The sequence below is a fragment of the bacterium genome (genome assembly GCA_040753555.1).
Classification (GTDB): domain Bacteria; phylum UBA9089; class UBA9088; order UBA9088; family UBA9088; genus JBFLYE01.
Genome location: JBFMDZ010000030.1, coordinates 1 through 18,330, shown reverse-complemented (window position 1 = coordinate 18,330; position 18,330 = coordinate 1). Strand labels below are relative to the sequence as shown.

At 36.2% G+C, this 18,330-nt stretch carries 21 protein-coding genes; 19 read left to right on the top strand and 2 right to left on the bottom strand.

What is annotated here, in order from left to right; all coding sequences use genetic code 11:
• Nucleotides 1-295 precede the first annotated feature (295 nt).
• The 11 genes from AB1630_04245 to murC all read left to right on the top strand — a co-directional run bounded on the left by AB1630_04245 (nucleotide 296) and on the right by murC (nucleotide 9,297).
• On the top strand, nucleotides 296-814 hold the full coding sequence (locus AB1630_04245) for a DJ-1/PfpI family protein (protein ID MEW6103021.1): 519 nt from the start codon (nucleotides 296-298) through the stop codon (nucleotides 812-814).
• Nucleotides 815-1,027 carry an addiction module protein gene (locus AB1630_04240; GenBank protein ID MEW6103020.1) on the top strand — a complete coding sequence of 71 codons (213 nt, stop codon included), beginning with the start codon at nucleotides 815-817 and terminating at the stop codon, nucleotides 1,025-1,027. It abuts the gene before it with no gap.
• Nucleotides 1,011-1,310 carry a type II toxin-antitoxin system RelE/ParE family toxin gene (locus tag AB1630_04235; GenBank protein ID MEW6103019.1) on the top strand — a complete coding sequence of 100 codons (300 nt, stop codon included), beginning with the start codon at nucleotides 1,011-1,013 and terminating at the stop codon, nucleotides 1,308-1,310. The genes AB1630_04240 and AB1630_04235 overlap by 17 nt, the downstream gene beginning before the upstream one ends.
• Complete coding sequence (locus AB1630_04230; protein ID MEW6103018.1) at nucleotides 1,310-2,464, top strand: acyl-CoA dehydrogenase family protein; 1,155 nt, start codon at nucleotides 1,310-1,312, stop codon at nucleotides 2,462-2,464. Before AB1630_04235 ends, AB1630_04230 begins: the two co-directional genes overlap by 1 nt.
• Before the next feature lie 170 nt (nucleotides 2,465-2,634).
• Nucleotides 2,635-3,642: a potassium channel protein gene (locus AB1630_04225; GenBank protein ID MEW6103017.1), complete on the top strand. Its 1,008-nt coding sequence runs from the start codon at nucleotides 2,635-2,637 to the stop codon at nucleotides 3,640-3,642.
• Nucleotides 3,639-4,289: an HAD family phosphatase gene (locus tag AB1630_04220; GenBank protein ID MEW6103016.1), complete on the top strand. Its 651-nt coding sequence runs from the start codon at nucleotides 3,639-3,641 to the stop codon at nucleotides 4,287-4,289. Before AB1630_04225 ends, AB1630_04220 begins: the two co-directional genes overlap by 4 nt.
• Nucleotides 4,286-4,537 carry an EscU/YscU/HrcU family type III secretion system export apparatus switch protein gene (locus tag AB1630_04215; protein ID MEW6103015.1) on the top strand — a complete coding sequence of 84 codons (252 nt, stop codon included), beginning with the start codon at nucleotides 4,286-4,288 and terminating at the stop codon, nucleotides 4,535-4,537. Before AB1630_04220 ends, AB1630_04215 begins: the two co-directional genes overlap by 4 nt.
• Entirely contained in the window at nucleotides 4,521-5,996 is a 1,476-nt protein-coding gene (locus AB1630_04210) for a glycosyltransferase family 39 protein (protein MEW6103014.1), read from the top strand. The genes AB1630_04215 and AB1630_04210 overlap by 17 nt, the downstream gene beginning before the upstream one ends.
• A 53-nt stretch (nucleotides 5,997-6,049) precedes the next feature.
• Nucleotides 6,050-6,295 (top strand): hypothetical protein, encoded by a 246-nt coding sequence (locus AB1630_04205; protein ID MEW6103013.1) that lies wholly within the window; start codon nucleotides 6,050-6,052, stop codon nucleotides 6,293-6,295.
• The gene (locus AB1630_04200) at nucleotides 6,296-7,864 is read left to right on the top strand and encodes an HD domain-containing phosphohydrolase (protein ID MEW6103012.1); all 1,569 of its coding nucleotides are present in this window, start codon (nucleotides 6,296-6,298) and stop codon (nucleotides 7,862-7,864) included. It begins immediately after the preceding gene.
• Nucleotides 7,865-7,959: 95 nt separating this feature from the next.
• Complete coding sequence (gene murC / locus AB1630_04195; protein MEW6103011.1) at nucleotides 7,960-9,297, top strand: UDP-N-acetylmuramate--L-alanine ligase; 1,338 nt, start codon at nucleotides 7,960-7,962, stop codon at nucleotides 9,295-9,297.
• Nucleotides 9,298-9,438: 141 nt separating this feature from the next.
• Here the strand turns inward: murC and lysS are convergent, their stop codons facing one another.
• A complete protein-coding gene (lysS, locus tag AB1630_04190) occupies nucleotides 9,439-10,710 on the bottom strand; it encodes a lysine--tRNA ligase (GenBank protein ID MEW6103010.1) in 1,272 nt (423 codons plus the stop codon).
• A 72-nt stretch (nucleotides 10,711-10,782) separates the two neighbouring features.
• Between lysS and AB1630_04185 the strand changes: the two genes are divergently transcribed.
• The 6 genes from AB1630_04185 to AB1630_04160 are packed head-to-tail and all read left to right on the top strand — an operon-like array spanning nucleotide 10,783 to nucleotide 14,787.
• Nucleotides 10,783-11,682 (top strand): M23 family metallopeptidase, encoded by a 900-nt coding sequence (locus AB1630_04185; GenBank protein MEW6103009.1) that lies wholly within the window; start codon nucleotides 10,783-10,785, stop codon nucleotides 11,680-11,682.
• Nucleotides 11,682-12,662 carry a tryptophan--tRNA ligase gene (gene trpS, locus AB1630_04180; GenBank protein ID MEW6103008.1) on the top strand — a complete coding sequence of 327 codons (981 nt, stop codon included), beginning with the start codon at nucleotides 11,682-11,684 and terminating at the stop codon, nucleotides 12,660-12,662. Before AB1630_04185 ends, trpS begins: the two co-directional genes overlap by 1 nt.
• Nucleotides 12,655-13,170, top strand: coding sequence for a ribonuclease H-like domain-containing protein (locus AB1630_04175; GenBank protein ID MEW6103007.1), 516 nt, complete (start codon nucleotides 12,655-12,657; stop codon nucleotides 13,168-13,170). Before trpS ends, AB1630_04175 begins: the two co-directional genes overlap by 8 nt.
• On the top strand, nucleotides 13,157-13,678 hold the full coding sequence (locus AB1630_04170; GenBank protein MEW6103006.1) for a shikimate kinase: 522 nt from the start codon (nucleotides 13,157-13,159) through the stop codon (nucleotides 13,676-13,678). Before AB1630_04175 ends, AB1630_04170 begins: the two co-directional genes overlap by 14 nt.
• Nucleotides 13,675-14,172 (top strand): OmpH family outer membrane protein, encoded by a 498-nt coding sequence (locus AB1630_04165; protein ID MEW6103005.1) that lies wholly within the window; start codon nucleotides 13,675-13,677, stop codon nucleotides 14,170-14,172. Before AB1630_04170 ends, AB1630_04165 begins: the two co-directional genes overlap by 4 nt.
• A 39-nt stretch (nucleotides 14,173-14,211) precedes the next feature.
• Nucleotides 14,212-14,787 (top strand): aminodeoxychorismate/anthranilate synthase component II, encoded by a 576-nt coding sequence (locus AB1630_04160; GenBank protein ID MEW6103004.1) that lies wholly within the window; start codon nucleotides 14,212-14,214, stop codon nucleotides 14,785-14,787.
• Nucleotides 14,788-14,933: 146 nt separating this feature from the next.
• Here AB1630_04160 and tyrS read toward each other — a convergent pair whose 3' ends face one another.
• A complete protein-coding gene (gene tyrS, locus AB1630_04155; GenBank protein MEW6103003.1) occupies nucleotides 14,934-16,088 on the bottom strand; it encodes a tyrosine--tRNA ligase in 1,155 nt (384 codons plus the stop codon).
• 83 nt (nucleotides 16,089-16,171) lie between these two features.
• Between tyrS and flhF the strand changes: the two genes are divergently transcribed.
• Together flhF and AB1630_04145 are read left to right on the top strand one after the other, a co-directional pair.
• The gene (flhF, locus tag AB1630_04150) at nucleotides 16,172-17,398 is read left to right on the top strand and encodes a flagellar biosynthesis protein FlhF (protein MEW6103002.1); all 1,227 of its coding nucleotides are present in this window, start codon (nucleotides 16,172-16,174) and stop codon (nucleotides 17,396-17,398) included.
• A gap of 380 nt (nucleotides 17,399-17,778) precedes the next feature.
• Nucleotides 17,779-17,970 carry a hypothetical protein gene (locus tag AB1630_04145; protein MEW6103001.1) on the top strand — a complete coding sequence of 64 codons (192 nt, stop codon included), beginning with the start codon at nucleotides 17,779-17,781 and terminating at the stop codon, nucleotides 17,968-17,970.
• The last annotated feature ends 360 nt before the right edge of the window (nucleotides 17,971-18,330 follow it).

Genomic DNA, 18,330 nt, shown 5'->3' with positions numbered 1-18,330 from the left:
ATTAGGTATAGTCTTTAAGTTTTAATCTTTTAGTTTTTAGTTTTGAATTGTGGTTTTTCGCTTTTAGTTTTAAGTTTTTAGTTTTTTCATTCTTAAAATTCTATTTTTTGCTCATAAGTTGAGTTATAGTATGTTTTTCTCTTTATTTCAATCTTTTTACATTTGAAATAGTAACATCATTCTTAAAAAATATTAGACAAAATGGGATGCTAAAGAATAAAATAAAAAAATGCAATATGTAATCTTATTTCTTTCTATTTTTTTAATATCTTGTGGACAAAAGGAGGTGAAAAAAATGGAGGTTAAGAAAAGTGTTTGTATGATTGTTGCATCATCTGATTTTAGGGATGAGGAATTTACAGAGCCTAAGAGAATATTTGAGACCTCAGGAATAAAGGTTGTTGTTGCCTCATCAAAGCTTTCTCCATCAAAGGGCTATTTTGGAGCGGTTGCAAAGCCAGAGATTCTGGTAGAGAATATAAATGTAGATGAATTTGATGCAATTGTTTTTATTGGAGGCTCAGGTGCTTCGGAATACTTTAATAACCCTAAAGCATTAAAGGTAGCAAAGGATAGCTATATGAAAAATAAGGTTTTGTCAGCAATCTGCCTTGCTCCTTCTATCCTTGCAAATGCTGGTGTTCTTAAAGGGAAAAAGGCAACGGCATTTTCCTCTGAAAAGAATAATTTAATAAAAAATGGTGCGATTTGGACGGGTGCGAATGTAGAAATAGATGGAAAGATTGTAACCGCAGATGGCCCAAATTCTGCACATCTCTTTGGAAGGACAATTTTAAACCTCCTTTCTAAATAAATGGAGTCTAGTAAAGCTTTGCTGGAAAGGGCTTTGGATTTGAAACCACAGGAAAGATTTATTGTCATTGAGAAGCTCTTGTTGAGCCTTGATGAACCAAATAAAAACATAGATGAAATTTGGGCCCTTGAGGCTGAAAAACGGCTTTCTGCATACAGAAGCGGTAAATTAAAAGGTATTCCATCTGAAGAGGTCTTTGAAGGTAATCTTTAATGAATTTGCAAGATATAAATTTGAAGATGCTATTGAATTTTATGAGCTTGAATACCCGAAATTGGGTAAAAGATTTAAAGAGGAGGTGAAAAGGTCTATCCAGAGAATTGTTAAATATCCTAAGGCATGGTCTATAGAAAGGGGAGAAATAAGAAGATACTTAATTCATAAGTTTCCCTATAAAATCTTATATTCAATAGAGAAAGACCATATTTATATTATTGCAATAGCACATCAACATAGGAAGCCAAATTACTGGATAGGTCGCATGATTGAAAAATGATAGATTATGCATTAACAGAAGAGCAGGTAGCAATAAAGGATATTGCCAAAAAAATTGCAGATAGCAAGATAAGACCAAAGGCAGCAGAGCTTGATGAAAAAGAGGAATTTCCTACAGAAATCATTAAGGTAATTGCTCAATCTGACCTGTTTGGTTTATATATCCCAGTAGAATATGGTGGATTTGGTGGTGGATGCTTTGAGCTTTGCTTGGCAACTGAGGAGTTTTCAAAAGCCTGTGGAGGTGTTGCCGTTTGTTTTGCAGCATCTGCTTTGGGTGCATATCCTATAGTTTTATATGGCTCTGAAGAGCAAAAGAAAAAATACCTTCCCGATATTGCCAAAGGAAAGAAATTAGCCGCCTTTGCCATTACTGAGCCAGATGCAGGAAGTGATGCAGGCTCTCTAAAGACATCTGCTTCTAAAACAGAAGGTGGATATATCCTGCAGGGGACAAAGCAATGGATAACAAATGGTGGGGAGGCAGAAATCTATACAATAATTGCAATGACAGATAAAACAAAGGGTTCCCGTGGTGCATCCTGCTTTATTTTGGAAAAGGGGATGTCTGGCTTTGAGTTTGGAAAAAAGGAGAAAAAGCTTGGGATAAGATGCTCGGCAACAAGGGAGCTTATATTTAAGGATTGCTTTGTTCCAGCGGAAAATATAATAGCGAGGGAGGGAATGGGATTTATTGTTGCTATGAGGACATTTGATAACTCCCGTCCTGGAATTGCTGCTCAAGCAATTGGAATAGCACAAGGTGCATTAGACCTTGCATTAAAATATGCCAATGAAAGGGTTCAATTTGGACAGAAAATCTCATCGTTTCAGGGGATACAATGGATGTTTGCAGATATGGCAACAAAGATTGAGTCAGCAAGGGCATTAACTTATGCTGTCTGCAGGATGATTGACAAAGGAGAAAAGGATGTTTCAATGGAATCAGCACAAGCAAAGCTATTTGCATCAGATACCGCAATGGAGGTTACAACAAATTGCCTCCAGCTCTTTGGTGGATATGGATATATGAGGGAATACCCAATTGAAAAGTATATGAGGGATGCAAAGATAACCCAAATCTATGAAGGAACAAATCAAATCCAGCGAAACATCATTGCTTTAAAGCTTATAAAAGAGATGGCCAAACAGTGATGGGCGACGAAAGAAAAAAATCCGATGTAATCTTAACTTAAAAAAGTGAGTAGTTACAACCCTTTTAACTATGCCAAACTACCCAAAAATAAAGGCTTCAACCTTAAAACGCTCTGTACACAGGTAGGTATTTCAAGGGATGAATTTTTAGAAGCAATACGAAAGCATAAATGGAAATGGGAAAGAGGCTTTTGATAACAATAGGAGGGCTTCTTCTTGTCCTTTTTATTGGAACTCTGGGTTTTATCCTTATTGAGAAGTGGAGTATTCTGGATAGCCTCTATATGACTGTTATTACTATAGCAACAGTTGGCTTTGGTGAGATTCATCCCCTTTCACAGGGAGGAAGGATATTCTGCATACTCTTGATAATTGGAGGAGCAGGTATCCTCCTTTCAACAATATCAACAATGACAGCCTTCTTTGTTGAAGGTGAATTAACAGATATAATAAGGAGGAAGAAGATGGAAAGAATAATAGGTAAGATCGAAAACCATTACATTTTATGTGGGCTTGGAAGGGTTGGAAGACCGATAGCCATCGAGTTTTCAAAGACAAAAAAAGCATTTTTGGCTATTGAAAAGAAAAAGGAAAGAATTGAGGAGGCAATTTCCTTAATTCCAAATCTTGTGTTTATTCACGGCGACGCAACACACAATGTGGTTCTTAAATCTGCCAGGATTGAAAGGGCAATTGGCTTAATAACAGCCCTTCCAACAGACCAGGAGAATCTCTTTGTTGTCCTTACAGCATCTGGATTAAACCCACATTTAAGGATAATTTCAAGAGCAGATGACCCTGAATCAGAGGAAAAGTTAAGAAGGGCTGGTGCTAATGAGGTTATTTTTCCACATATGATAGGAGGTCTTAGGATGGCATCCTGTATGTTAAGACCGACAGTGGTTAATTTTCTTGATAAGATGTTAAGGCAGGATGATATTGCCTTAAGGGTTGAAGAAATGGTAATAAAGAAAACATCCCATTTTATTGGCAAGGCTTTGAGTAGCTTAAGGGAAAAAAGGCAGGAGCTTATGATAAGGGTATTAGCAATAAAAGAAAGGGATTCAAATGCTTATCATTATAACCCTGATGAGAATAGAATAATAAAGGAGGGTGATGTTCTAATCATTTTTGGCGATATAGACAAAATTGCAATCTTTGAGAAATTCGTTGGATGATTTCCGCTGTTATCTTTGATATGGATGGTTTAATGGTTGATACAGAGGCTCTGTATTCAAGGGCGGTTATTGGAATTGTAAAAAAGAGAAACAGGGAATTTACACAAAAAATAAAACAGGAGATGATGGGAAGGCTTGGGATTGAAAGTATGAGGATATTAAAAGAGCGTCTTTCTTTAGCTGAAAGCCCAGAGGAGCTTCTTTCTGAAAGGGCTATAATTTATGACAGGCTTCTTAAGGCTGAGGGAGCAAAGCCTATGCCGGGGCTTTACGAGCTTTTAGACCTTTTGGATAGCCTTAAGATTCCTTATGCTATTGCCTCATCTTCAAAGAGAATATGGGTTGATTTTATTATGGAGAGCCTTAAAATAAAGCAAAGATTTGTTTCTATTTTATCAGGAGAGGATATTAAAAATGGAAAGCCAGACCCTGAGATATACACAAAAAGCATAGAGATTTTAAGGAAACCAAAGGAAAAATGCCTTGTCCTAGAGGATGCCCTCTCTGGTGTTATTGCAGGAAAAAGGGCAGGGGCTAAGTGTATTGCTGTAAGGAATGAGTTTAATAAAGACCTGGATTTTAAAGATGCAGACCTTGTTTTAGAAAGCCTGAAGGATATAACAAAAGAGGTGCTTGAGAAGATATGAAAAAAGCGGTTGCTTTAAGATATGAAAAAAAAGAGAGGGCGCCTGTTGTTGTGGCTAAAGGACAGGGATATATTGCAGAAAAAATAATTGAGGAGGCGGCTAAAAACAATATTCCCATATATACTGACCCAAATCTATCATCTATTCTTATGAGGCTAGAAAGGGGCGAGGAAATACCAAGGGAATTATATGAGGCGGTAGCAAAAGCCCTTGCATTTGTTTTAAAACTAGATGAAAAAAAGAGATAAAAAAAGGAATATAGGTGTTTTGGACATTGTAATTTTTATTATTGGCATATTTTATATTGCCTCATACCTCTATGTTGCATTAGGAAGGATTTTTTATCCATATGAGCTTGAATGGACAGAGGGAGGGATGTTTGATATATCCTATCGCATCTTAACGCACCTTCCAATATATACAAAGCCAACGCCAGATTATATTTCCCTTATGTATCCACCAGGATTTTGCCTTTTGTCTGCATTATCAATAAAGGTGTTTGGAGAGAGCCTTTTTTCATTAAGGATTATTTCTTTTGTTGCCTCTATTATCTCTTTTATTTTAATATTTGCAATTGTAAAAAGGATGACAAAAAGCCTATTTTCTTCATTTCTTTCAGCATCTATATTCTTTGGAGCATTCAAAATAACAGGGTTTTGGTATGACCTTGCAAGGGTAGATTCTCTATTTATTATGCTTATTCTTCTTTCCTTGTATCTTCTTATTAAATCACAAAATAGCCTTTCCATAATAGCCTCTATCATAGCCCTTTCCTTTGCCTTTTTTACAAAGCAATCGGGTGCATTCTTTATTCTTTCTGCCCTTGTTTGGCTTTTATTAAGGGATATAAAGAAATGCCTTTTATTTCTTCTAATAATCCCTATATGTTTAGGAATAACCCTCCTTTTAGACCACACATCAGATGGCTGGTATCTCTATTGGATATACAAGCTTCCAAAGTATCAACCCCTCCTTAAATATAAGCTTTTAATGTTTAAATCTGACCTTCTGGCAAATATGCCAATCCTTTGTGGCTATGGAATTGGATGGGTATTTTTCTTCATCGCATCAAGAAAGAGAGATAACATCTTTAACTATGAGCTTCTTTTTCTCCTTTTCTTTATATCTTCATTCATTGTAAGCATTTTTGGAAGGGGAATTGAGGGAGGCGTTGAAAATGCTATTATTCCCCTTGTAGCTATGCTTTCAATTCTCACTGGTCTTGCTTTTTTAGAATTTCAAAAAAAGGAAAATGTAATTTATGGAACAATTATTCTTCAATTTATCATATTTCTTTATAACCCAATTTTCCAAATCCCAAGTAAAATGGATAGGGCTTGTGGAGATAGGTTTTTAAATACCCTTAAATCTATACAAGGCGATGTTTTTCTTCCATATCATGGCTTTTATCTTACAAAGGCTGGAAAGAGGTCATTCTGCTATGTGTCTGGGCTTTTTGATGTTTTAAAGGATAAAGATAATGGAAGAAGGTTTATGGATGAGTGGACAGCCCTTCTTAAAGAAAAACTAGAAAAAAAGGAATATACAGCTATTATCACAAGCAATGAGGGAAGTGAATCCTTTGAAGCCTTTATCAGAAATTATTATAAACCTGCAGGGGCTTTATTCAACCCAAATGAAGAAAAGGCATTTTTTACCATTGCTGGATGGAAAAGGAGACCAAGCTATGTTTATCTTCCAAAATAAGGGCATAAAATCAAAGATTGACAATTGTGGGATTGTTTTGGTAAATTAAGAAGGTGAATGGCAGAGATAGTCTTAATTGTTTATGGGAAAAGAATAAGTATACTATTGGAGCACCTACATTGATTGGAATAACAAAGAGGGTAATAGGAAGGCTTGAGGATAAGCATCCTGTCCTTAAGAAGCTTAAAATAGACAATGATGGCTTTGATTTTAAAGGATTAGAAGAAAATGAAAAAGAGCTTGAAGCCCTTTATGAGAATATAAATAATGTAATTAAGGAGCTTATTTCTTTAAAATAAATGGAACAATCATTATACCTTGAGGAGCTATATAAGATCTCAGAGCAGATGGGTTCTGGCCTTGATATAGAAGATCTTGTTGAGCTTATTATGGAAGGAAGCATAAAGGTTTCTTCTGCAGACGAAGGTTCTTTGATGCTTCTTGATGAGGCAACCTCAACCTTAAGGATAATGGTTGCAAAGGGCTTGTCTAAAGAGACAAAGGAATCTGTTACAATTAGCCTTGGTCAGCCAATAGCTGGGGTAGTAGCTAGGGATGGAAAGCCTATTCTTCTTACAGAGGAGCTTAAGGAGGAAAAATTTTCTAATGTCCACCATGAGGGAAGGAGGATAAAATCAGCTATATCCCTTCCCTTAAAAATAAAGGATAACATCATTGGTGTTCTTAACCTAAATATTACAAAGTCTGATAGGGTGTTTTCAGAAGAGGATATTCAGCCTTTATCAATCTTTGCAACACAGGCTGCAATTGCCATTGAAAATGCAAGGCTATACAAGACAACAACCAAAAGGACAGAGGAGCTTCTTATACTAAATAGGGCTGGAAAGGTTCTTTCAGCAACATTTCAGGAGGAAGAGGTTTTGAATACAATGGTAAATACAATTTTAGAGATAATAGAATTTGATGTCTCTGCCTCCTTTCTTTTTAATGAAGATTATAGCATATTAACCATTACATCATTTAAGCAAGAAGAAGAGAATGTAATTGAGACAATCAAAGATAAACTTACAACCCTTCTTTCTGACTTAACAACCTGGGATTTTAAAAAGAACATAGTGGTAAAAACAAGGATAAAGGAAGGTCTAAAGCCATTAGAAAAAGAGCAAAAGGAGCTTCAATCCCACCTCCTTTTCCCCCTTGTTGCAAAAGAGGAGGTAATAGGGGCTGTATCTATCCATAGCTTTAAACTAAATTTCTTTAAGGAGGAGCACCTTCATACCCTATCTATCCTTGCTCCGCAAGTTGCTATTGCTATTGAGAATGCAAGAATCTATCAGGAGATGCAAAACCTTTATACAGAGACAATAAAGGCATTAGCCGCAGAGATTGAAACAAGAAATCCATATACATTAGGTCATTCAGAGAGGGTAACAGATTATAGTGTAATGGTTGCTAAATCCCTAAATCTTCCCTCATCCAAGATTGAGCTTATTAAATATGCAGGCTTACTCCATGACCTTGGAAAAATAGGCATTTCAGACAATGTCCTCTTAAAGCCTGGAAAATTAACAGACCAGGAATTTGCCGAGATAAAATCCCATCCATTAAAGAGCGAGTCAATAATCAAAATCATAACATTTTTAAAGGATGCCCTACCCGTTGTTAGACACCACCATGAGCATTATGATGGAGGGGGTTATCCAGATGGTCTGGCTTATGAGAAAATTCCCCTTGAATCAAGAATTCTTGCTGTAGCTGATGCCTATGATGCTATGACATCGGATAGGCCATATAGGGGTGCTATGAGTAAGGATGAAGCAATCAATATTTTAAAAAAATGCTCAGGAACCCAATTTGACCCACAGGTAGTTAGCGTATTTGTTTCCTTAATTGATGAAAAAAGATAAAAAAGACAGAAGGCAGAAATTCTCACTTCTTACTTCTCACTTATTGCATTGCTTTCTTTAATATTAGCTAAACACATACAATATAGAGGGAAATAATGAAACGCATCCATTTTATTGGTATTGGTGGAATTGGAATGTCAGCTCTGGCAGAGATTGCCTTAAACCTTTCCTTTTCTGTCTCGGGGAGTGACCTTGTAGAAAATAAGATAACAAATAGGCTTAAAGCCCTTGGTGCAAAAATATATAGAGGGCATTCACCTATAAATATAGAAAAAAGCGATACCATTGTTGTATCTTCAGCAATCCCAGAGGATAACCCTGAGATACTTGAGGCAAAGAAAAGGGGATTAAATATCCTTAAAAGGGGAAGGTTTCTTGCATTTCTTATGGAAAAGATGTATGGGATTGCCGTTGTAGGCGCCCATGGAAAGACAACAACAACAGGGCTAATTGGAGCAATATTAAACAAGGCTTCCTTTTCTCCTACTGTTATTAACGGCGGGATTGCAAAGGAATCTGGTTCTAATGCAAAGCTCGGGGCATCTAAATACCTCATCTGTGAGGCAGATGAGAGCGATGGAAGCTTCTTACATCTTTCTCCAAGAATTTCTGTTGTAACAAATATGGATAGGGAGCATATGGAGTATTTTAAAAATATAGGGAGAATGAAAAGGGAATATTTGGGATTTATAGAAAAGGCAGATTTTGCTGTTTTGTGTAGCGATAATAGGCTTATAAGGGAGATTATACCAAGCTTAAAGACAAAATATAAAACATACGGGATAAAACAGGGAGAAATAAGGGCAAGAAATATAAATATCTTAAAAGACCATACAGAATTTGAGGTTATAGATGGAAATAAAACCAAAGGAAGGTGGAAGGTGCCTCTTTTGGGAAGGCATAATGTTTTAAACAGCCTTGCGGCTCTTTGTGTGGGAGAATACCTCTCCATCCCCATTGAGACAATTAAATCCGCATTAGAGACATTCTCTGGAATTGAAAGGAGGCTTGATATAAAAAGGAATGATGAAATAATGGTGCTTGAAGATTATGGACACCATCCAACAGAGATAAAAGAAACCCTAAAGGCAGCAAAGCTAGGATGGAAGAGGAGGCTTGTTGTTATATTCCAGCCACATCGCTATACAAGGACAAAGGATTTGCTTAATAAATTTGCAGGTTGTTTTAGGCTTGCTGATATTTTGATATTAACAGATATATACCCTGCATCTGAAAAGCCAATCCCCAATATTACAGGAGAGCTTTTATATTCCAAGATAAATCATCCAAATTCCTATTATGTCTCTGATTGGACAAAGATTCCAGAGTTTCTTAAGACGATTGTGAAAAAAGGGGATATTGTTCTTGTCTTGGGTGCGGGGGATATAAATAAAATCATTGAGCCACTTTCCATGCTATCAGACATTCCGTAAAAATTTAGCAAATTTTAATGTAAGTGCTTGCAAATCAATAGGTTATAAATTTTCTGTCTCATGAATGTAAGTCTTTTATTTTTAAAGGCTTACAAAAAATACGGAACCTCTGATAAGACTAATAGCTAAACACACATACCCTTATAATGGCCTAAGCAAAGGGAATAATATTACCTCCCTTATTGATGTCTGGTTTGTAAGAAGCATTACCAACCTATCTATTCCAATTCCCAAACCACCTGTTGGAGGCATACCATAGCTTAATGCAGAAATATAATCATAGTCTATCTTTCCCTGCTTTCTAAAGTTTTTAAGCTGCAAATCAGGGTCTGTAAGCTCTGAATAGGCATTTCCAATCTCACATCCTCCTATAAATAGCTCAAACCTCTCTACAAAATCAGGGTTTTCTCCCCTTTTTGCCAATGGCGAGGTCTCAGCTGGCCAATCAATGAGGAATGTTGGTTGAATAAGATTTGGAAGAATAAATTTGTCAATTAAGGCATTAAGCTTATTTTCAACATCCATCCCAATCTTTGAAACCAAAGCATCTATATCAGCCATTGACTCAACCTTTTCACCGCTTGCCTCTTGTAATGCAGGGAATAAAGGAAGCCTTTTAAATGGTGGTGTAAGGTCTATATCATAATTGTCAAAGGTTATCTTTGGGTTTTTTGCCACATAAAATATAAGCTCCTCTGCAAGGGTCATTATGCCTTCATAATCAGAATAAGCAAGGTATGCCTCAAGCATAGTGAATTCTGGGTTGTGGAGGGTTGATATGCCTTCATTCCTAAAATTCTTCCCAATCTCATAAACCCTATCAAAACCACCAACAATAAGCCTTTTAAGAAACAGCTCTGGTGCTATCCTGAGGTGCAAGGGAAGGTTTAAAGCATTGTGATGGGTTTTGAATGGCTCTGCTTCAGCACCACCTGGGATAACCTGCATCATTGGTGTTTCTACCTCAAGGAATCCCTTTTCATCAAGGAATTCCCTTATTGCTTTGATTATCTTGCTACGCTTCTTGAATATCTCCATTTTTTCCTCATTTACCAATAAATCAAGGTATCTCTTTCTATGCCTTACCTCTATATCAGCTATTCCATACCATTCCTTTGGAACTGGGTTTTTGGCAATTGAAAGGATAGAAAATTGCAAAAGCTCAATTGTTTTCTCGTTCGTCTTTGTTATAAAGAGCCTTCCAGATACAGAGATTATATCGCCTAGCTTAAGCTTTGTAAATTCATTAAAGTTATCAAGTTTATCCTTTCTTGCATAGATTTGAATCCTTCCACTTCCATCCTTTATATGAGCAAAACAAGAGCCTCCGTGTGGTCTTAAAAGGATAACCCTTCCAGAAGCCAAAATCTCCCTTCCTTCCTCAAAGCTATCCAAAATTTCCTTTATCTGCATACAATTATTAAATATTTTATCACAACAAAAATTTCTTGACAAGAGGGAATATCTTTTATATACTTTTTACAAATGAAAAATTTTCTCTACATTAGCATTCTAGGCTTTATTTTATTCCTTCCACTTCTTATTAAATCAGGGAATAAAGAGAGATTTCTTGGAATTGAAAAGAAAGAGCTTCTTACTTCTTTAATGATTGAAAGCCATAATGTCACTATTCCAAAATTAGAAGAAAAAGAAAGTAAAAATGGCATCATCTATACAACCTACATAACAAAAGCAGGGGATACCCTCTGGTCAATTTCAAGAAAATTTGGGCTAAACCTTTCTACCATAATAAGCGTAAATAACCTGACCACCAATGTAATAAAAGAGGGAATTAGCCTTAAGATTCCAAGCCAGAAGGGAATAGTTTATAAGGTAAAAAGCGGCCAAACCCTATGGGATATTGCAAGGAGATTTAATGTTTCTTTAGATAAGATAAAAGAGGTAAATGAGATTTCAACAAGCATAATAAGACCAGGGGAGAAAATCTTCCTTCCTGGTGCTAATCTAACAAAAGAAATAGCCATTGCCCAAAATTTTTCTGATAATTTTGTTAAACCCATTGTTGGCCGCATTACCTCTGGTTTTGGCTATAGGTTTCATCCCATCCTTGAAAGATACCATTTTCATACAGGCATTGATGTGGCAGCACCTTATGGAAGTAGCATAAAATCAGCAGGCGATGGAAAGGTTATCTTTGCAGGATGGAAATCAGGCTATGGCAGGTGTGTTATTATAAAGCATAACAATACATACAAAACATTGTATGCCCATCTTTCAAGAATCTTTGTCCATGAGGGACAATCGGTTGAAAAAAAGGAATCTATTGGAGCAGCAGGCGATTCAGGGCTTACCACAGGCACTCACCTACATTTTGAGGTCTTAAAGAACAACCGACCCATCGACCCGAGAACACTAATTTATTGATGGAAAGAGTCCTTTCCGGGATGCGTCCTACAGGGAAGCTGCACCTTGGTCATCTAAAGGGTGCATTAGAAAATTGGGGCTTTTTGCAAGAAAGGTATGAATGCCTCTATATGATTGCAGATTGGCATGCCCTAATGAGCGAATATCAATCTTCAAATCTATTGGCAAACAATACAAAGGAGGTTCTTATTGATTGGCTCTCCTTTGGCATAGACCCAGAGAAGGCTATTATCTTCTGCCAATCAGAAATACCCTGCCATTCTGAGCTATACCTCCTTTTTTCAATCATTACACCACTTGGATGGCTTAAGAGAAACCCAACCTATAAAGAGCAAATAAAAGAGCTTTCAAATCTTGACTTAGAAACGCATGGATTTTTAGGCTATCCTGTTCTTCAATCAGCAGACATCCTCCTTTATAAGGCAACAATTGTTCCAATAGGTGTTGATCAGCTTCCACACCTTGAGCTTACAAGGGAGCTATTGAGGAGGTTTAATCATCTTTATGGAGAGACATTTCCTACTCCATCTCCATTACTTACAGAAACGCCAAAGCTTGCTGGAACAGACGGAAGGAAAATGAGCAAGAGCTATAACAATGCCATATTCATCTCTGATTCCTCTGATGAAATAAGGAAAAAGATAAAGATGATGATTACCGACAAAGAGAGGATTCATCCTCATAATCCTGGACATCCAGATATATGCAATGTCTTTGCTATATGGAAGGCTTTTTTTAAAGAGAAATCCAAAGAAACAGAGGTTGGATGTAAAGATGCAAAAATAGGGTGTGTTTCCTGTAAGGATAGCCTTTCTTCCCTTTTAAGCGATGAGCTTAAGCCTATCAGGGAAAAAAGGGAGGAATTAGAAAAGGATAGCGAATATCTTTCAAAAATTCTTAAAAGAGGAAAGGAAAGGGCATATGAAATAGCCTCAAGGACAATGACTGAAGTAAGAAAAAAGGTTGGATTTTATGAGTAAAACATTTTTTGACCTTGAGACACAGGATGCATTTGGAGAAGATAGGGATTTTAAAGGCTTAAGGATGTCTGTGGGTGTAATATTTAAAGGGGGTGAATATAGGGCATTTATGGAAGATGAGGTTTTAAAGTTAATAGACGAGCTTTTCTCATCAGAGCTTGTTGTTGGATTTAATCTTTTTTCTTTTGATTATAAGGTTTTAAAAGGATATACAGAAAAAGACCTATTTTCTATTCCAACCCTTGATATGTTAAGGGAGGCTCAAAAGGCATTGGGGTTTAGGATAAGCCTTGATAACCTTGCCAAAGCAAACCTTAAAAAGGAAAAGAAGGGCTCTGGCTTGGATGCCATTAAATGGTGGAAGGAGGGCAATATTCCTAAGCTTATAGAATATTGCAAATATGATGTAGAGATAACAAAGGAAATATATGAGCTTGGAAAAAAACAGGGGTTTCTTTTCTTTACAGAGAAGGGTGGAAAGGTAAGGCAATTTGATGTTAAATGGTAATATCGTTTTAATTGGCTTTATGGGTTCTGGAAAAAGCTCTGTTGGTTCTTGCCTTTCTAAAATTTTAAATATGAAATACATAAGCACAGATGATATAATAGAAGAAAGGGAAAAAATGAAGATTAGAAAAATATTTAAAGAAAAGGGAGAAAAATACTTTAGGGAAAAGGAAAAGGAGGTGATATCTGAGGTATCAAATTTTGACGGATGTGTGATTGCAACGGGCGGAGGAATTGTCCTTAATTGGGACAATGTAGAGAATTTAAGGAAGAACGGCACATTGTTTTTCCTTAAAACAAAGGGAAATGTGATATATGAAAGGATTAAAGGCGATAAACAAAGGCCTCTCCTTTCTGTAGATGACCCAATATCTGCAATAAGAAGGATATTAAAGGCTAGGCTTCCTTTATATAAAGAGGCTGCTGATTGGACAATTGACACATCCTCTCTTTCAATAAGCGAGGTTGCAGATAGGGTAATAAAAAAAATAAAAGGAGGAAAGAAATGAAAAAACTAATTTTAGGTGGGATTTTAGGGACAAGTTTAGCTTGGGGGATAAATATTTCCTTTATTGATGCACAAAAGGCATTTGATAGCCATCCTGACACAAAAGGGGCAAAAGAGGCATTGCAAAAGGAGATTGAGAAGGGAAATCTTGAAATAAAGATAAAGCAAAATGAAATCCTTGCTTTACAGGAGGAGCTTAAGAAACCCCTTGCAGAGGAAGCAAAAAGGAGAAAAGAGGCAACAATTCAGGCAAAATACGAGGAGCTTCAAGCCTATCAACAAGAGGCAGCAGAAGGTCTAGCAAAAAAGAGAAAAGAGCTTGAAGATTCTATAAATGCAAAGATAAGAGCAATTATTTCTGAAATAGCAAAGGAGAGAAAGATAAACCTTGTTCTTGATAAAGATAGCGTCATTTATGGAGAAGATTCCCTTGATATTACAAGTGAGGTAATAAAAAGGATAGCGGAAAAAAAAACCGAAGAAAAGGACAAATAAATAAACCTGGGGTTAAAAAAGGCAAATAAACGCAACAAAATGGTTCTTGTTATAGACAATTACGATTCATTCACCTATAATCTTGTCCAATATATTGGAGAGATGAAAAAGACAATTGAGGTTATAAGGAATGATAAGATTGATATTGCAGGAATAAAAAGGCTTTCACCTTCATCTATTGTAATTTCACCAGGCCCAGGAAGGCCAGATGATGCTGGAATATCAAAGGCTCTAATAATGGAATTCAAGGGAAAAATTCCAATCTTTGGTGTATGCCTTGGTCATCAATGTATTGGTGAGGTATTTGGAGGAAGAATAATAGGTGCAAATAGGCTTATGCATGGAAAGACATCAGAGATTTTTCACGATGGAAAATTTATTTTTAAAGACATTCCAAATCCATTTATTGCAACAAGGTATCATTCCCTAATTATTGATCCTAAAAGCATTCCTTCATCTTTAGAAATTACGGCAAAGACAAAGGAAAACGAGATTATGGGGATAATGCATAAAGAATATCCAATATTTGGCGTCCAATTTCATCCTGAATCCATCCTAACAATTGAAGGAAAAAAGCTCCTTTCTAATTTTTTTGAGGTCTGCAATGAAGGATAATAATTTTTGATTCTATACCAAAAATCAATTGAATTTCAAGCAAACCCTTTTGTTAAAGGGCTAGGGTTAAGATGCCTAACTACTGTTAACCAAAAAGTTTGCAAACCATTTTTGTTTTAGCATAACACAAAAAAACCAATTTTATTTCAGCATACCTTTAAAAATCCTCTCTTTCCAACCTTCAGGATAATTGGTTGCTTTGGAATTTCTAATTGGAAATTAAGGTCTTTTATTTTCTTTTCGGAAATGTTTACACCACCTTGAAGGATTAGTCTCCTTGCTTCAGATTTAGAATTTGAAAGCCCAGATTGATAGATAATATCTACAAGTAAGCTTGCTTTATCTATTTTGTATTCCAAAATATCACCTGGAATCTCCTTTCTAGAAAATACCTTTATAAATTCTTCTCTTGCCTCTTCTGCTTTATGTTTAGAATGGCAAGATGATGTAATCAAAAATGCAAGGTCTTCCTTTGCCTTCATTGGATGCAAGCTCCCATTTTCTATTTTCTCTTTTATTATTAAATAATTTTCGTCTGTCAAAAGCTCATAATACTTTATAATGAGAGCATCTGGAACTGACATAATCTTTCCAAATATCTCTTTTTCTTTTTCCTTTATCCCAATGTAGTTATTGTAGCTTTTGCTCATCTTTAGCTTTCCATCTGTGCCTTCAAGAAGGGGCATTGTTATTACAATCTGGGGAACTTGGGAATAAAACCTTTGTATTTCCCTTCCAACAAGCATATTAAACTTTTGGTCACTTCCTCCAATCTCTATATCTGCCTTAACAACATAGGAATCATACCCTTGAAGCAGGGGATATAAAAATTCAGCAATAGCAATAGGCTTTCCATCTTTATATCGTAAGGTAAAATCATCCCTTTCAAGCATCCGAGAAACTGTATAGGAAAATGAAAGAGAAATAAGCTCTGAAAGGCTCATTTTATCAAACCAGGAGGAATTATAGAGGATTTTTGTTTTTTCAAAGGAGAGGGTCTTAAATACCTGCTCTGTATAAGTTAAAGCATTTTCCTTTATCTTTTCTATTGAAAGGCTTGGTCTTGTTTTATCCCTTCCAGATGGGTCTCCTATTTTCGCTGTAAAATCACCAATAATGAAGATGATATTATGTCCTAATTCTTGGAAACTTTTAAGCTTTCTTAAAAGAACCATATGTCCTAAATGAATATCAGGGGCTGTTGGATCAACGCCAAATTTTATATTCAAAGCCCTTTTAGAAGAAACAAGCCTTTCAAATTCTCCTTCCTCAATTATCTCTAATATTCCCCTTTTCAACATAAGATAAAATTATAAGATTAAATCCCTTTATCTTTCAATTACAGATTGCAAATTTGCATTTTAGATTGTAAAATAAAGGTAAGATGATGAAATATAAGACATATGTGGCTCCAACCTTACAGAGGGCTTTGCTGCAAATGGCTCTTGACCTAGGAAAAGATGCCCTTCTTGTAAGCCATAGAAATGTTAGAAAGGGTGGCATATTCGGAATCTTTGGAAAGAAGATGATTGAGGTTACAGCAGCCCTTCCTTTTACACAGAAGCCAAAACCAGTAGAGTCAGGGGTCAGGGGTCAGGGGTCAGGGGTCAATATTCAACCTCAAGTTCAGGTTCAATCTCAACAAGTACCGCAAAGGGAGCCTCAATATGAACAACAGCCTCAAATACAACAATTTCAACCACAATTCCAGCCACAACCCCAAATTCAGCCAGATATAAGTATAATAGGGATTATACAAAAGGAGCTTTTTGAGATAAAACAGAAAATGACAACAATTATGGAGGAAAGAAGCATTATAAAATTTCCAGGAAAGTCCCATTCTGCATATATGAGGCTTATCAACAATGATGTTGAAAAAGAGGTTGCAGAGAAAATAATTAAACAGATAGTGGCTGAGGCACCACCAAATATATTGGAAGATGAGGCGTTTGTTGAATCAAGGGTTATAAAGCATATATCTTCTATAATTAAGACAGGAGAGCTAAACATTGATAATGGCACACCAAAGATTATTACCTTGATTGGTCCCACAGGCGTTGGGAAAACAACAACGCTGGCAAAAATAGCCGCAGACTTTGCATTTGAAAAGCATAAGAGGGTATCTGTTATAACCGTTGATACATATAGGATTGCAGCCGCTGAACAACTCAAGACATATACAGATATATTGGGCATTCCCCTTGAGGTTGTTTATTTTCCATCAGAATTTAAGAAGGCAATAGAAACACATTCTTCCTCTGACCTCATTTTAATTGATACAGCAGGAAGGTCTCAAAGAAATTCTATCCAGATGGCAGAGCTTAAGGCATTCATCTCCCAGGCAGGCTATAGCCTGGAGAATTGCCTTATCCTTTCTTCAACAACAAAGTATAAGGAGCTTATGGATATTGCTGATAATTTTAAGAGGGTATCTTTCCATAAGGTAATATTTACAAAGACAGACGAGGCTGTTTGTTTTGGACAAATTCTCTCATTAAGCTCTAAAATAGAACAGCCCATCATATACATTACAATAGGACAGAATGTTCCTGAGGATATAGAGCAAGCAAATCCAACAAAGCTTGCAAAAATGGTCTTTGGAGCAATATAAATAAATGCAATAGGCTAAACACATACGGGTGAATAGTTACAGAACAAGATTGAACTAACTCCGGTATTATTAAAGGGTTAGGTAAAATGATGGGGTGAAGATCCGTTTTAAAGAAGGGGCTTTGTGGGATAATTAACACCATACCCTTTGCAGGGTATGCCAGGAACCATTGCCACAGCAATCTTAAAATCTGTCTTAAGAGGACAATAAGGGCTTACCCATTCTAACCATTACCTATGATGGCACAATCCTAAAGCCAACACCGATATGCGACTACGAAGCCTTCCTGCACCAAGCAAGGCAGTATCGGGAGAGAAAAAGAAAAAATTGACAGAAATTCCTCTCACATATTATCCTAAAGAAAGAAATTTAGAGCAATAATGTCTTATCGCGGTATTACCCTAGATATGGTTTATGAGGAGCTTTTAAAAATACGAAACGAGCTTCAAATAGTTGAAAATGCCCTTATTCCGGTGGAAAAGCTTTCTGCCAGTGAGCTTAAAGAGCATAAAAAAGCTTTAGAGGAAGCGCAAACAGAAAAGAGAATAAACTTCAGGGAGTTAAAGGGATAGCTTATGTTCCAGGTTCTCTTGGGAACAAAACCTGCAAAATTCCTTGAAAGGCTAGATAGAAAAACAAAAGGTAAGATTCTACATCTATTTGAAATTTTAGAATCAAATCCTGTATGTGTTTAGAACCACGAAGAACACGAAGGTGTCTTAAATGAAAATTTTTAAGTTGCTTCGTGCTCTCCCTGCGCTTCGTGGTTATTTTCCCTTTCGGTTGCAGCACCTTTACGGATTAGAAATTCCTATATTTCGCTACCTTTGTCCAGAATTACCTCTAAACAGGATATATTATATCAAAAACACATCACAAAAAGATAATCTCTTTTTTCCTTTATAGATTTTTTTGTTAAATACCATCAAAAC

Coding starts and splice junctions, on each gene's coding strand:
- AB1630_04245 (MEW6103021.1), top strand. CDS start 296: ATGGAGGTTAAGAAAAGTGTTTGTATGATTGTTGCATCATCTGATTTT.
- AB1630_04240 (MEW6103020.1), top strand. CDS start 815: ATGGAGTCTAGTAAAGCTTTGCTGGAAAGGGCTTTGGATTTGAAACCA.
- AB1630_04225 (MEW6103017.1), top strand. CDS start 2,635: ATGGAAATGGGAAAGAGGCTTTTGATAACAATAGGAGGGCTTCTTCTT.
- AB1630_04220 (MEW6103016.1), top strand. CDS start 3,639: ATGATTTCCGCTGTTATCTTTGATATGGATGGTTTAATGGTTGATACA.
- AB1630_04215 (MEW6103015.1), top strand. CDS start 4,286: ATGAAAAAAGCGGTTGCTTTAAGATATGAAAAAAAAGAGAGGGCGCCT.
- AB1630_04210 (MEW6103014.1), top strand. CDS start 4,521: ATGAAAAAAAGAGATAAAAAAAGGAATATAGGTGTTTTGGACATTGTA.
- AB1630_04200 (MEW6103012.1), top strand. CDS start 6,296: ATGGAACAATCATTATACCTTGAGGAGCTATATAAGATCTCAGAGCAG.
- murC (MEW6103011.1), top strand. CDS start 7,960: ATGAAACGCATCCATTTTATTGGTATTGGTGGAATTGGAATGTCAGCT.
- lysS (MEW6103010.1), bottom strand. CDS start 10,710: ATGCAGATAAAGGAAATTTTGGATAGCTTTGAGGAAGGAAGGGAGATT.
- AB1630_04185 (MEW6103009.1), top strand. CDS start 10,783: ATGAAAAATTTTCTCTACATTAGCATTCTAGGCTTTATTTTATTCCTT.
- trpS (MEW6103008.1), top strand. CDS start 11,682: ATGGAAAGAGTCCTTTCCGGGATGCGTCCTACAGGGAAGCTGCACCTT.
- AB1630_04175 (MEW6103007.1), top strand. CDS start 12,655: ATGAGTAAAACATTTTTTGACCTTGAGACACAGGATGCATTTGGAGAA.
- AB1630_04170 (MEW6103006.1), top strand. CDS start 13,157: ATGTTAAATGGTAATATCGTTTTAATTGGCTTTATGGGTTCTGGAAAA.
- AB1630_04165 (MEW6103005.1), top strand. CDS start 13,675: ATGAAAAAACTAATTTTAGGTGGGATTTTAGGGACAAGTTTAGCTTGG.
- AB1630_04160 (MEW6103004.1), top strand. CDS start 14,212: ATGGTTCTTGTTATAGACAATTACGATTCATTCACCTATAATCTTGTC.
- tyrS (MEW6103003.1), bottom strand. CDS start 16,088: ATGTTGAAAAGGGGAATATTAGAGATAATTGAGGAAGGAGAATTTGAA.
- flhF (MEW6103002.1), top strand. CDS start 16,172: ATGATGAAATATAAGACATATGTGGCTCCAACCTTACAGAGGGCTTTG.
- AB1630_04145 (MEW6103001.1), top strand. CDS start 17,779: ATGTCTTATCGCGGTATTACCCTAGATATGGTTTATGAGGAGCTTTTA.